Annotated in this window: 14 protein-coding genes; 10 read left to right on the top strand and 4 right to left on the bottom strand. The window is 63.7% G+C overall.

Annotation, left to right across the window (positions count from 1 at the left end):
- The first annotated feature begins 40 nt into the window (after positions 1-40).
- The 5 genes from JGU71_RS08890 (at position 41) to JGU71_RS08870 (ending at position 6,197) form a co-directional block, all read left to right on the top strand.
- The gene (locus tag JGU71_RS08890) at positions 41-1,126 is read left to right on the top strand and encodes a MadB family AAA-type ATPase (RefSeq protein WP_199703722.1); all 1,086 of its coding nucleotides are present in this window, start codon (positions 41-43) and stop codon (positions 1,124-1,126) included.
- A complete protein-coding gene (madC, locus tag JGU71_RS08885) occupies positions 1,123-2,652 on the top strand; it encodes a MadC family VWA domain-containing protein (RefSeq protein WP_199703721.1) in 1,530 nt (509 codons plus the stop codon). Before JGU71_RS08890 ends, madC begins: the two co-directional genes overlap by 4 nt.
- A gap of 214 nt (positions 2,653-2,866) precedes the next feature.
- Complete coding sequence (locus tag JGU71_RS08880) at positions 2,867-4,105, top strand: iron-containing alcohol dehydrogenase (RefSeq protein ID WP_199704521.1); 1,239 nt, start codon at positions 2,867-2,869, stop codon at positions 4,103-4,105.
- Positions 4,102-5,505 carry a MadS family sensor histidine kinase gene (locus JGU71_RS08875; protein WP_199703720.1) on the top strand — a complete coding sequence of 468 codons (1,404 nt, stop codon included), beginning with the start codon at positions 4,102-4,104 and terminating at the stop codon, positions 5,503-5,505. Before JGU71_RS08880 ends, JGU71_RS08875 begins: the two co-directional genes overlap by 4 nt.
- Positions 5,502-6,197 carry a MadR family response regulator transcription factor gene (locus JGU71_RS08870; RefSeq protein ID WP_199703719.1) on the top strand — a complete coding sequence of 232 codons (696 nt, stop codon included), beginning with the start codon at positions 5,502-5,504 and terminating at the stop codon, positions 6,195-6,197. The genes JGU71_RS08875 and JGU71_RS08870 overlap by 4 nt, the downstream gene beginning before the upstream one ends.
- Here the strand turns inward: JGU71_RS08870 and mftM are convergent.
- Positions 6,194-7,102, bottom strand: coding sequence for a mycofactocin oligosaccharide methyltransferase MftM (mftM, locus tag JGU71_RS08865; RefSeq protein ID WP_199703718.1), 909 nt, complete (start codon positions 7,100-7,102; stop codon positions 6,194-6,196). The genes JGU71_RS08870 and mftM overlap by 4 nt on opposite strands.
- A 219-nt stretch (positions 7,103-7,321) precedes the next feature.
- On the opposite strand from mftM, the gene mftA reads away from it, so the two are divergent.
- Genes mftA through mftD form a run of 4 tightly spaced genes read left to right on the top strand, consistent with a single transcriptional unit; the run spans position 7,322 to position 10,153 of the window.
- Positions 7,322-7,438, top strand: coding sequence for a mycofactocin precursor MftA (gene mftA, locus JGU71_RS08860; protein WP_199703717.1), 117 nt, complete (start codon positions 7,322-7,324; stop codon positions 7,436-7,438).
- 1 nt (position 7,439) lies between these two features.
- Positions 7,440-7,760: a mycofactocin biosynthesis chaperone MftB gene (gene mftB / locus JGU71_RS08855; RefSeq protein ID WP_199703716.1), complete on the top strand. Its 321-nt coding sequence runs from the start codon at positions 7,440-7,442 to the stop codon at positions 7,758-7,760.
- An 11-nt stretch (positions 7,761-7,771) separates the two neighbouring features.
- Positions 7,772-8,980 (top strand): mycofactocin radical SAM maturase, encoded by a 1,209-nt coding sequence (gene mftC / locus JGU71_RS08850; protein WP_199703715.1) that lies wholly within the window; start codon positions 7,772-7,774, stop codon positions 8,978-8,980.
- A 9-nt stretch (positions 8,981-8,989) separates the two neighbouring features.
- Positions 8,990-10,153 carry a pre-mycofactocin synthase MftD gene (mftD, locus tag JGU71_RS08845; protein WP_199703714.1) on the top strand — a complete coding sequence of 388 codons (1,164 nt, stop codon included), beginning with the start codon at positions 8,990-8,992 and terminating at the stop codon, positions 10,151-10,153.
- 69 nt (positions 10,154-10,222) lie between these two features.
- Here the strand turns inward: mftD and aztD are convergent, their stop codons facing one another.
- Positions 10,223-11,467 carry a zinc metallochaperone AztD gene (aztD, locus tag JGU71_RS08840; protein ID WP_199703713.1) on the bottom strand — a complete coding sequence of 415 codons (1,245 nt, stop codon included), beginning with the start codon at positions 11,465-11,467 and terminating at the stop codon, positions 10,223-10,225.
- A 186-nt stretch (positions 11,468-11,653) separates the two neighbouring features.
- Here aztD and JGU71_RS08835 point away from each other — a divergent pair, with 186 nt between their 5' ends.
- The gene (locus tag JGU71_RS08835) at positions 11,654-12,103 is read left to right on the top strand and encodes a tautomerase family protein (protein ID WP_199703712.1); all 450 of its coding nucleotides are present in this window, start codon (positions 11,654-11,656) and stop codon (positions 12,101-12,103) included.
- A gap of 4 nt (positions 12,104-12,107) precedes the next feature.
- On the opposite strand, the gene JGU71_RS08830 is transcribed toward JGU71_RS08835, so the two are convergent.
- Together JGU71_RS08830 and JGU71_RS08825 are read right to left on the bottom strand one after the other, a co-directional pair.
- Positions 12,108-12,593 (bottom strand): MarR family winged helix-turn-helix transcriptional regulator, encoded by a 486-nt coding sequence (locus JGU71_RS08830; protein ID WP_199703711.1) that lies wholly within the window; start codon positions 12,591-12,593, stop codon positions 12,108-12,110.
- A gap of 70 nt (positions 12,594-12,663) precedes the next feature.
- Entirely contained in the window at positions 12,664-13,140 is a 477-nt protein-coding gene (locus tag JGU71_RS08825; protein WP_199703710.1) for a carboxymuconolactone decarboxylase family protein, read from the bottom strand.
- Positions 13,141-13,212: the final 72 nt, after the last annotated feature.

Below are 13,212 nucleotides of genomic sequence, written 5' to 3'. Positions count from 1 at the left end.
ACCCGGCCGTGTCGAAGAGGCCACACCCGATGGAGGAGCCATGACGGCCGCCGCTCTACCGACCCTGCCCGACCGCGCACGGGCATTCACGTCCGCCGCACTCGTCCGTCAGGGCTTGCGCGACGCGGACTACATAGCCGACGACGATCTCGCGGCCGTCGTCCATCTCGCTACGGCGCTCGATCGACCGCTACTGCTCGAAGGTCCTGCGGGCGTTGGGAAGACGGAGTTGGCAAAGGCTCTTGCGCAGGCGAGTGGCCGCCGACTGATCCGCCTGCAGTGCTACGAGGGACTCGACGACAACCGGGCGCTCTACGAGTGGGACTACGCGAAACAACTTCTGCACGTCCAGATGCTGCGCGACCGCATCACTGCCGTCGCGGCCGACATCTCCGATATCGACGACGCGTCGCGCTATCTCGCCGACCGTGACTTCGGTTTGTACACAGAGGCTTTCCTCTCCGTACGGCCACTACTGGAATCGGTGCTCTCCGACGAACCCGTCGTTCTGCTGATCGACGAAGTGGACCGGACGGAGGAATCGATGGAGGCGCTGCTTCTCGAGGTGCTTGCGGAGAAGCAGGTGACCATCCCCGAGATCGGCACTTTCACGGCACGGTCCATACCGTGGGTCGTGTTGACGTCCAACGACACTCGCGAACTGTCGGCTGCGCTCAAACGCCGCTGCCTGCACTTTCATCTCGGTTTTCCGTCGCCCGAGCGTGAGCGTGAAATCGTCGCTGCGCGAGCACCCGAGGTTGCAGCGGACGTTGCCGCCGATGTCGTCGACCTGGCACGGCAGTTGCGCGAACTGCCACTGCGGAAGAGTCCGTCCATCTCCGAGGTCATCGACGCCGCCCGAGCCGCGATGCTGCTGCAGGACAGCACGACCGGCATATCGAAGCAGACCCGATCCATACTGTTGGCCGCCCTGCTCAAGTACACGAGCGACCGCAACCTGGCAGACAACCGCCTCGACGGCGCAACGCCCGCACCCAAGCACGGGGGCGAAGAAGGTCGGCCGGAGCACGTGACCGTCGCCTCGCGACCCGCGAACACGACAACCACGGCCTTCCGAGGACACGGTGGTCGCGATCACGGTGGGATCGGCAAGCGCGGGCGATGACGACGACGACCGCACGGAGGGGACCCGGCTCACCTTCCGGAATCCTCGATTTCGTCGCGGCAGGCTTCGGCGCGTTGCTGAGGTCTGCCGGCGTCGCGGCATCGCCTGCGGAAGTGATCGAGGTCCGCCGAGTGCTGGCTCTGCTTGGTGCACAAGATCATTCGATACTCCGACCAGCTCTGCGAGCCACGTGCGCGAAGTACGGTCACGAACAGGCCGGCTTCGACCGTGCCTTCGAGATGATGTTCGGTGACCGTGCTCGCAGCGCAGCGATCACCAAGCCTGCGACGATCGGATCGACCGCCCACGGTGCACAAGGCCTGCCCGAGCACCTGGAAGTCGCCGAAGACCAGGAGATCGGCAAGTACGCCGAATACAACGAGCGCGCCGCAGAGGTGGGCGAGTACTTCGATACGCCGGAAGCGGAGAAGGGTTTCAACCCGCACAAGGACGACGACGACATCAGCGTCTCGGGCGCCGATTCGGATCTGTCGGTATCCACCGAAAACGATTCGGGCCGCCGCGGTGTTCGATACACGCTCGAGGTCGACCGCGCAGGCTCTACGACGGTCGGCGACCTATCCGATTCCGCTGCTCCGATCGTCGCGGGGACGTTGAGCTGGGACGATCCCGATTCGATTCTGGCGTGGCTCGACGCATACGACCCGCGCGCTACCTACGGGGACGCCGCAGACGACGGCCCGCTGAGCGCAGAGCAACTGGCACGACTCACCGATGCCGTCGAAGCCTTCGTTGCGGCGCTTGCGGCAAATTCACCCGCACCGCAGGCCGTTGCCACGACGCCACCAAGCGAGTCGGACGTGCGAGCCGACGTCGATCTCGCCTGTCACGAGATCCTGCGGCGCATGCGCGGCGCTCGGCGACCTCGCCCTCGCGAACGCGGTGCAGGCGCACTCGATATGCGGCGCACCACACGAGCAAGCCTGCGTACGGACGGCGTTCCGTTCCGCTTGGTCATGCGGACCCCCGTCCCGGATCGGGTCCGCCTGCTGATCCTTGCCGACGTCTCGCTGTCGGTCCGACCGATCACCGCGTTCACCCTGCGCTTGGCGCAGGCCATGCATCGGCGCGCGGACCGGTGTCGAGTGCTGGCGTTCGTCGATCGCCCGACCGAAGTGACGGACGTTCTGCTCCGCGGTGGTGGCGACGACGTGCTGGCCGCCGTACTGGCGTCCGACCGTCTCGATCTCCAGGCGAGCAGCGACTACGGGCTGATGCTCGACGAGATGCTGACAACCAACGCCGACGCGCTCGACTCGCGGACCGCCGTCCTCATCGTCGGTGACGCCCGGTCGGGAGGGTTGCCGCCCAACGTCGAGCAGCTGAAAGCATTGCGCCGAAAGGTCCATCGGCTGGCGTGGATCACGCCGGAACCCCGTCGGTACTGGAACCAGGCAACGTGTGCGATGACGCAGTACGCCGAAGTGTGCGACCGAGTGATCATCGCAACGGACGCCGAACAGTTGGCCGCGCAGGCCGGGGTGTTGGCACACGCCCTTTCGTGAAGTCCCAAGTCGTGTACTCGAGCGCCCTACCTACCCGATCGGACAGGTAGGCACCTGTCCGCGCGCAGGTTGGCACTCGACTGCGGCAGCCGTACCGTCGAGAGCAAGTTGTAACGTGGATCACAACGTGCTCGGTGTTAGGCGGACAGCAGTGGCTACACGGTCATCACATTCGACGCCGGTTTCGACGCGCGGAAAAGCCGCCGACGTCGACATGGCACTGAACCTCGAGGCCCTGGCGGACGACGCGCCTGCACATATCCCGCTGCTGGTTCCGCAGCGGCAAGCGCTTGCCGGCGCTCCAGGTCGCCTGCTGAAGTTCCACGCGCCAGAAATCGTCTTCGGCGAGAACTCGGTTGCCGAGGCCGCACATGCCGCGGTCAGGCTCGGCGCCCACCGCCCGTTGCTGGTGACCGACCCGGGCATGATCGAGGCCGGTTGGCCGGACGAACTGCTCGGCTATCTGCGCGACGCCGGGTTGGACGCCCGCACCTGGAACGACTTGACTCCCAATCCGAAAGACCACGAGATCGCTGCGGGCCACGAGTTCTACCGTGATCAGGGCTGCGATGTGCTGATCGCTATCGGCGGCGGCTCGGTCATCGACGCGGCGAAGGGGATCGCAATCCTTGCAGCCAACGGTGGCAACATCCTCGACTACGAGGGCGTCGATCAAGCGCCGTGGCCGATTCCGCCGCTTGTCGTCGTCCCGTCCACCTCGGGCACCGGTGCCGACGTATCGCAGTTCTGCATCGTCACCGATACCGCCCGCGGCACCAAGATCACGATTCTGGGCCGCGCACTGGTTCCCGACATCACCGTGATCGATCCGCGCCTGCTCACCACCATGCCCGAATGGCTCAATGCCGCAACTGGACTCGACGCACTCACGCACGGCATCGAGGCATTCGTGTCACTCGGTCACAACCAACTCACCGATCATCACGCGCTACGCGCCGTCGCGATGGTGTTCCGGCACCTTGCGCAGACCATGGAGCGACCCAACTTCATGCCTGCCCGCACCATGATGGCGCAGGCGAGTCTGGAAGCCGGCCTTGCGTTCACGAACGCGATACTCGGTGCCGCACATGCGATGAGCCATCAGGTCGGCGGCATGCTCGACCTACCCCACGGGGTCATCAACGGGATCCTCCTTCCGCATGTCATCAGATTCAACGCCGAGGCCGATCCGTATCCCTATGCAACGATCGCAGGCTGCCTCGGAGTGCCCGAGAGCCGCGGTGACCCGTTCGAAGCTGCACTCGCACTTGCCGATCGGGTCGAACAGCTCGCCATCGAGGTAGGCGGCCCACGCGGCCTCGGAGAGTTGGGCGTAACCGAGGACCACATCACACGCCTGGCACATCTCGCGCTGCGTGACGCGTGTATGTCCACCAATCCGCGCCCTGCGGACGAGTTGCAGATGCAGGCGCTGTTCCGGACCGCACTGTGACAGGCAAACTTCCAGGACCTCCGGATTTGGCGAGCCTGACCGGAGTGCGGTCGGGCAAGAGCACGTTCTATCCGGAATTTCGTGGCGCCGCACAACGATTGGAACGCGTCGTACACGCGTTGGACGCCATATCGCGCGCGCTGGTCCAGACCGTCGACGGACCCGAGCGTCTCGTCCGCGCGGTAGCCGACGCCGCGCGGGCGCATCTGAACGCCGACTGGGTCCTGATCGCTCTCGCGGACGGCGCGCTGCCCGAAGCCCAACCACGGCATCTGATCCTGGACGCGAAAGGGACGGCGTACGCGTTCGAAGGGTGGGCCGCAGCCGAGGCACCCGGCGCCAATCTGCCGAGCGACGTACTGAACCGGTTGAACGGCATACTGCGCGGTGAACTCGACCAGTTCACCGCTCCGGTCGTCGAACGCCACCACGCCCACGTGCCGATCGAATTGAACGGCGCCGTCGTCGGCGCGATCGCAGCGTGGACTCCGCAGCACCGCACTCTCGACGGCACCGACAAGGCCGTGATGCGGATCCTGTCGAGTCAAACCGCAGTGGCACTGCAGAATTCGGCGTTGTTCCAAAAGTCGCAGACTTTGCTCGATCAAGCCGAACGCGCATTCGCCGAGGCGAGCAGGCACGCAACCGAATTGGCTGCTCGCAACATCGAGCTACTGGCGACGCAACGTGAACTCGGTGCCGCACAACGTCATCAGGCTCTCGACTCCGAACGCCATCGCATCGCACGTGAGCTGCACGACAGCGTGACGCAGTGTGTGCTGTCGGCAGGCATGCAGATCGAAGTATGCCGCCGCGAGATTCCGCCGGAGGAACGACGGCAGCGGCTGGAACTCGCCAAACACATGACGCGCACAGCGGTCGAACAACTTCGTTCAGCCATCTATGCACTGAATCATCCCGCGGACTCGGGGCGCTCGACGCTGCCCGAATTGCTCGGGCAACTCTGCACGGTCCACATGCCGGAAGATCTGCACATCCGGTTTCGGGTCGAGGGGCAGCACGTCGAACTGCCGAACGAGACGGAACACTCGCTACTTCGGATCGCGGGGGAAGCTCTGTTCAATACAGCTATGCACGGCAACGCAAGTCGCGCAATCGTACGGCTGGCGTACCGGGCGCAGGACGTGCTGCTTTCGGTCTCCGACGACGGGGACGGCGATCCGGAGAAACTTCGGCTGATGCTGAAGATGGCGGAGATCGGCGACGTCAACGGTCATCACCGCGGGCTGGTCAACATGAAAACGCGAGCCGCAGATCACGGTGGCGTCTTCGAGGTGCGTCGCGCCAGGATCGGCGGTGTGTCGATCGTGGCGACCATCCCGCGCACCGACGCTGCCGCGGTTCGACCGCAGACCTTACAAGTAGGAGAACAACTATGACGAGTGCAACCGGGCTCGGCACGCCGATCGGACAACGTTCTACCACCCGCGAAACCGGGGTGATCCGGCTTGTGCTCGTCGACGATCACGCCATTCTGCGGCAGGGTCTGCGGTCGGTGCTCGAACGAGAAGCAGATCTGCAGGTCGTCGGCGAGGCGTCGTCGGAGGCAGAGGCCGATGCCGTCGTCAGCCGCGTCGCTCCTGACGTCGTCCTGATGGACCTGAAGCTGTCGGCCAGCTCTGAGTACGAGGGACTCTCGTTGTGCGCGAAGCTTTCTGCCGCCCACGAGGGCATCGGTCTATTGGTCCTGACGACCTTCCTCGACGACGAAATTGTCGTTCGAGCGGTACATGCCGGCGCGAAAGGGTACGTCGTCAAGGACGTGGACACGACCGAACTCGTTCGGGCTATCCGGGCGGTATCGAAGGGTGAGAGTGCATTCGATTCCCGAAGTGCGGCCGCGGTGGTGCGGTCGCTGAACGGTCGCACCACACATCGAGAACGCCTCACAAGCCGTGAGCTGGAGGTCCTCCGACTGCTCGCCGCCGGGCTATCGAACGCGAAAATCGGTGAGAAGCTGTACATCTCGGGGACGACCGCCAAATTCCACGTCAGCAACATCCTGCGCAAGCTCGAAGTGTCACGTCGCGCCGAAGCCGTGTACGCAGCAAGCAAGAGCGGCTTGATCTAGCAGGATCGGTCGAAGACCAGCCAACCACCGTGATGCTCGTGCACCTCGACGCTGACACCACTGTGCAAGCTCGCTACCGCACAGCCGAGGTGGTACAGCGAGTCGAGGTCGAAAGCCTGTATGTGGCCGAAGCATTCGCGTGGCTGGCCCTCGAACGGAACTGCGACGACCACCCGCCGTCGTGCCAGCCGAATCGCTTCGTCGAGAACTTCGATCGCCGCCGTACGGTCGAGATGCTCGAGCAGATGGATCGCGGTCACGGTATCGGCGCTGCGGGACGATAGCGGTACCTCGCGGGCGTCGCAGGTCAGCGTGCGCAACGGTCGGCCGAGATCGCCCGCGACGCGGTCGAGCAGTCGCATCGTGTCGCCGATGAGATCGCTTGCGGTGACCGCGATATCGATGTCACCCGCTGCGATGCGGAGCGGGAAGAAGCCGAAACACGAGCCCAGATCGAGCAGCTCGCGTCCGACGATCAGCGCTTCGGCGTGCTCGTGAACGGCAGCGAAGCTCGCGCTACCGTCTTCCAGACGCTCGATCGAGCGCCTGTAGAAGTACCGCCAGGATTCGATGGCGCCTGGCACCGTCGATCTGATGAGCCCGACGAGAACGAGTTGAAACTCCCTCTCCCCGTCTATGTATCCCGGCGCATCGAGTTCGTCGGCGACGATGGTCGCAAGTTCGTCGGACAGGCTTGCAACCGTCAGCGAGTGCACGATCGTAAGCCCGCGCAGGTCGCGGAACACCTGAAAATGAGGAGTACGGACAGAGTCGGACAGTCCTGGCTGCACCGGATGCTCCGGTAGCGGGTAGTCCGCTACTCGACGAACCGTCACGTCGTCGTGGGTCCACTCGCCGCGCAGGCACGGCTCGAGCGGATCCAACCTCACCGTAGTTGTCGACATGGTCGCCCTCTCGCCGTTCGCGTGTCGATTCAACGCTAGTTGCGCTGCGCCGCTGGCGATTCCGCCCATCAGGCGGAGTTCGACTCTCCGACAAGGCTGCACCCACCTACCCGATCGGTCAGTTCTGTGGCGCACTTCGGACGGTTTCGGTCGCTGGCCCTTCAATTACGCACTCGGTGCCAATATCGTGTGTGACACGTCACAACCAAGGAGGCTCCAATGTCCGAAAGCAACTCGCCCACGGCTGCAACATCGACCGCGGTGACCAACGACGATCTCGTCGAAGAGCAGTTGGTCGAAGAAGTGTCGATCGACGGTATGTGCGGGGTCTACTGACATGTCCACGGTGATGGGGGAGGCCCCGGAATTCGAGTTCGACGCGTGCTGGCGACTGCACCCGATGGTCGCCCTACGTCCGGAACCTTTCGGGGCGCTCCTCTATCACTTCGGAACACGCAAACTGTCGTTCCTCAAGAACCAGACCGTTGTCGACTTGGTTCGTGCGCTACCAAGCCACCCCGACGCGTGGGCCGCATTCCAGGCCGCCGGGATCGACAGATCAGCCGCGCGCCCGTACGTGACCGCTCTGTCCGCACTGGTGCGATCCAACATGCTCGTTCGCGCGACAGCCGACTCCGACTCCGACTCGCAATCCTGAGGACTTTTCACATGACCACTGTGCTGGAACAACCCGCCCGCGTCGGCAAACTCGTCGATCAATTCGAACTCGGTCTCGACGCGCCCATCTGTCTGACGTGGGAACTCACCTACGCCTGCAATCTGTCTTGCGTGCACTGCCTTTCGTCGTCGGGTCGCCGCGATCCGCGTGAACTGTCGACCGAACAGTGCAAGGCGGTAATCGACGAGTTGCAGCGTATGCAGGTGTTCTACGTCAACATCGGAGGTGGCGAGCCGACCGTGCGCTCGGACTTCTGGGAACTCGTCGACTACGCGACGGCACACCAGGTCGGAGTGAAGTTTTCGACGAACGGGGTGCGGATAGACAAGAAGGTCGCAGCACGTCTCGCCGCGTCCGACTACGTCGACGTGCAGATCTCGCTCGACGGCGCGACCGCCGAGGTCAACGACGCGGTTCGTGGTCCAGGATCGTTCGACATGGCAATCAGGGCACTGGAAAACCTCGCCGAAGCCGGCTTCAAGGATGCCAAGATCTCGGTCGTCGTCACCCGGCACAACGTCCCACAACTCGACGAGTTCAAGGCACTTGCGGACAAATACGGCGCGACTCTGCGAATCACCCGGCTACGGCCGGCCGGCCGTGGCGCGGATGTGTGGAACGACCTGCATCCGACCAATATTCAGCAGCGGGAGCTGTACAACTGGCTGGTAGCCAACGGTGAGGGCGTCCTCACTGGCGATTCGTTCTTCCACCTGTCCGCATTCGGTGACGCGCTGCCGGGGCTCAATCTTTGCGGCGCGGGGCGCGTGGTGTGCCTGATCGATCCGATCGGCGACGTCTACGCCTGCCCGTTTGCGATCCACGAGAACTTTCTTGCGGGAAACATTCTGCGCGACGGTGGTTTTCAGCACGTCTGGCAGACCTCGGAACTGTTCACCGAGCTTCGCTCACCCCAGACCGGTGGGGCGTGCACCAAGTGCTCGTTCTTCGACTCGTGCCGCGGCGGATGTATGGCGGCCAAATTCTTCACCGGCCTTCCCATGGACGGTCCGGACCCCGAATGTGTGCTCGGCAACGGTGAATCCGCCCTTGCCGCAGCAGGTTCGATCCCGAAGTCCAGCGTCGACCACTCCCGAACCGGTCAGCGAAAGACGCCACGCGCGTCTGTTCCCTTGACGTTGATGCTGCGTCCCCCGGCCAAGATCTGTGACGAAAACCCCTTAGCAGGAATGGAATAGGACACGACCATGAGTAGAACAGGATGGTTCGAGACCGTTGCCGAGGCGCAACGTCGAGCACGCAAGCGGCTGCCCAAGTCGGTTTACTCGGCACTCGTCGCCGGCTCGGAGCAGGGTCTGTCGATCGACGACAATGTTGCGGCATTCGGTGAACTCGGCTTCGCACCGCACGTCGCGAATCTGTCGGCCAAACGCGACCTGTCGACAACGATTATGGGACAGCAGATTTCGCTACCGGTGATCATTTCACCGACCGGTGTGCAGGCCGTGCACCCGGACGGGGAGGTGGCAGTCGCGCGAGCCGCGGCCGCCCGAGGCACCGTGGTCGGATTGTCGTCGTTTGCAAGCAAACCGGTCGAAGAGGTCTGCGCAGCGAATCCGCAGACCTTCTTCCAGATGTACTGGGTCGGCACCCGCGAGCGCATGGTCGAACGGATGGAACGCGCACGAAGCGCAGGGGCATCGGGATTGATCGTGACGCTGGATTGGTCCTTCTCGAACGGTCGAGATTGGGGCAGCCCAGCTATCCCCGAGAAAATGGACCTCCGTGCGATGGCTCGATTCGCACCGGAAGGTCTGCTGCGGCCACGGTGGCTACTCGATTTCGCGAAGACCGGCAAGGTGCCCGACCTGACGACGCCGAACCTGGCTCGACCGGGCGAAACACCGCCGACCTTCTTCGGGGCCTATGGCGAATGGATGGGTACACCGCTGCCGACCTGGGAGGACGTCGCGTGGCTTCGCGAGCAGTGGGGTGGGCCGTTTATGTTGAAGGGCATCATGCGCGTCGACGATGCCAAGCGAGCGGTCGAGGCCGGTGTCACTGCGATCTCGGTGTCCAATCACGGCGGCAACAATCTCGACGGCACGCCTGCACCGATCCGCGTCCTGCCTGCCATCGCGGAAGCCGTCGGAGATCAGGTCGAGATCGTTCTCGACGGTGGTATCCGTCGCGGCAGTGATGTCGTGAAGGCAGTCGCCCTCGGCGCCCGGGCCGTCATGATCGGTCGCGCGTATCTCTGGGGCCTTGCGGCCGGTGGGCAGGCAGGGGTCGAGAACGTTCTCGACATCCTCAGGGGCGGTATCGACTCCGCCATCCTCGGAACCGGTCATTCCTCGATTCATGACCTGACCGCCGACGATCTGATCATCCCGCCCGGCTTCACCCGATAGGCTCCTTAGCCGCTCGTGCGCGGCTGATGGGTCCATGGACCCGTCAACCGCGCACGACGCCGCAGGCCCTTACCCCGTCACACCGGTGATTTCGTTTGGGGTGTGCGGAACCTTCTCGGACTTGGTCACGCTGCCGGACGCGAGGTCGACCGTGTGGATCGAGTCGGTCGCAGGCTCGGTCACGAAGGCCTCGTTGCCCTGCACGTACAGCGCGGGCCTCGGTGACTGCCACTCCTGCGGCTCGGACCACGGCGCGATGACCGGGAAGCGACTGGTTACAGCCCCGCTGACAGGGTCGATGACCTGCAGTGTTCCGTCGGTGCCGAGGACCAGTCCCTCACCAGCTGGTCCCCGACCGAGCGACCGAAACGTGTATGACGTACCCAGTTCGACGAGCTTCAATTCGCCGGTTTCGGTGTTCACCAGCGACACCCGCGTCGGGCGTTCCAACTCGGCATTCGGGTCGACCTTGTAGTCACCGAGCACGATCGGCGAGTCTTCCTTGGCCGACAGGTTTCCGATTCGGCCGTAGGAGTCGGGGCTGGCGATCTTGCGGATGGCTCCGTCCTTGAACACGATCACACCGTTCTCGCAGCCGAAGGTCACGGCCTCGTTTGCTGCAACAGCCTCGCCGTGCACGCCGGGGCAGTCCTCGCTGCGTGCGGTTTCGGTCCGCGCCGCATCGAGAACGACTATGCCCGTACGCTTTTCGTCGGTACCCAGACTCGTGACCAGGCGTCCGTCGGCGAGCTCGACAGCAACACCGTGATGGGGATCCGGGGCGGTGTAGGTACGGGTCTCCGGCTTACCGTCGAGTGTGTTCGGATCGAAAATCTCGACCAGACCCGATCCGTCGAAGAACAACACCGTCTTGCCATCGTGGCGAACGACGTGGCCGGGTTCGGAGGACTCGAACTCGACGTCGGTCAGTTGCGGCGGCGCCGTGTAGTGGTGGGAATGATCGCCATGACTGTCGCTCCAGGTTCCGACATCGAGGACGCGGAACGAATTGCCGTGCGAGACCAGCACATGCCTGCTGTCGCCCGCGGGATTCACGCGGTTGAATCCGTCCAGTTCGGTTGTCTGGATCAGCCCCAGCGTGTCAGCGTCCAGCACCATGATCCCGCCGTCGTAGGTGACGGTCAGTCGGGGCTGTGCCGTTTCGGATTCGATCGGTTCGGACTCTTGTGGAGTAGTCGAGGTAGCGGACGCGGTGCCGTCGGGCTCGTTCGACGAGCACCCGACCGCAAGTGCTGCCGCGAGGGATATCGCCACGGCGGCGCCGCCTGATCGGTGAAGAAGTGTGGTTGCCATACGCAAGAAGTAGCCGCTATTGCAAACGATTGTCAAAGTCGGATATGCGCATCTGTGGCCGGGTTGCGATCCGAGTCCTGTCGACGAGCCGCTCGATCACACTGGTACAGCAAGTCAGTGCTATGCCATACTACATAATACGGGCGAGAAGTCCGTGACTCCGACACCGAAGGGCGATGACTGACAATGCCGTTGATCGATCTGACAATTCCCGAAGGCGCGATTTCACCGGACAAGTCGGCACAACTGCTCGACGACCTGGTCACGATTCTGCTGCGCGCGGAGAAGGCTCCCGATACCGAGTTCTTCCGCGGCATCACCTGGACCTACCTGCACGAACTGCCGCAGCACCACCTCGCGGTCGGCGGCCGACCCGGCGGTGCTCCGCGGTTCCGCGTCGACATCACCGTACCGGCCGGCGCGCTATCGCAGCGTCGCAAAGACATCCTGATCGGCGAGGTCCACGAGGCAGTGGTCAGCGCGGCGGGACTGAATCCACAAAGCGAGCAGGCGTTGCATGTCTGGACACTGATTCGTGAGGTACCCGAGGGCAACTGGGGCGCTGCAGGCCAGGCCGTCAAGTTCGAGAACCTGGCGAGCGTCGCCGCAACAGAGCGTGACGCCATAAACGCCTGATGAGCTAGGTGTTCTGCGGACTCGGCCCCGGCTCGCCACCGGTGAGATACTTCAGCAAAGTGTCGAAAGTGTCTGCGAGCGTTGCCAACTGCACATCATCGAGATTGTCGATGAAGTGCTTGCGCACGCTCGCGATATGGCCGGGTGCCGCGTTGCACAAGGTCTCCAACCCGGTCTCTGTCAGCACAGCGTCCGAGCAGCGCGCATCCCTTACGGCCGATTCGCGAGCGACCAACTTCCGCCGTTCCATACGCGTGATCTGATGCGACAGCCTGCTCTGCGACCACTGCAGCGTGTCAGCCAACTCGCTGAGCCCCATTCGGTGCTGCGGCGTCGAATGCAACGACGCCAACACGTGATACTCGACGAAGGTCAGATCGGATTCGCGCGCCAGATCTCGTCCGATGGCGGCTGCAAGCCGGTCGCGGGTGAGCACATAGCCCTTCCACGCACGCGACTCGGTTTCGTCCAACCAGTCCGGAATAGCCACCGGATAACTGTATCGAGTTGTTACATCAAGTATCGGCGTTGCGGAAAAGCCGACCGATTACAGATAGCGGCTACCGCTCGGCTACTACCGATCTGATCGGATGTCTGCTCATGATCGACACCCGATTGAATGCATTGATCGCAACGGCTGCCCAGATCACCACGGCAATCTGAGCGTCGTCGAACTGCTCGTGCAACGCGGCGTATTCGGCGTCGTCGAGGTGCTGCCCGGCCACGCGAGTGACCGCCTCCGCCAACGTCAAGGCCGCGCGCTCGCTGTCGTCGAAGAGATCCGTCTCGTTCCACGCAGGCAGAACCGCCAAACGCTGCGTGCTCTCGCCGGCTTCCAGCGCCAGTCGGGTGTGTAGATCCAGACAGAAGACGCAACGGTTGATCTGCGACACCCTGACGTTCACCAACTCCATCAGCGTCCTCGGCAAACCGACGGCCGCCGCCGCTGCACGGATCTCGAACGCGAGCGAGGTGAGGGCCTTGTACGCCGCCGGATTCTGCTTGTCTATGAACACCCGTTTCGGCGCCGCCACCATGCCGGAAGTCTAGCGGCGACCTGCCTATCTTCCCGGTGCTATGTTGCTGAGCGGGTCGACTCGGCGGGTCGA

Origin of the sequence: Antrihabitans stalagmiti (assembly GCF_016482825.1) — a bacterium.
Classification (GTDB): domain Bacteria; phylum Actinomycetota; class Actinomycetes; order Mycobacteriales; family Mycobacteriaceae; genus Antrihabitans; species Antrihabitans stalagmiti.
The sequence above is the reverse complement of the archived record's forward strand: the minus strand, read 5'-3'. Positions and strand labels throughout refer to the sequence as shown.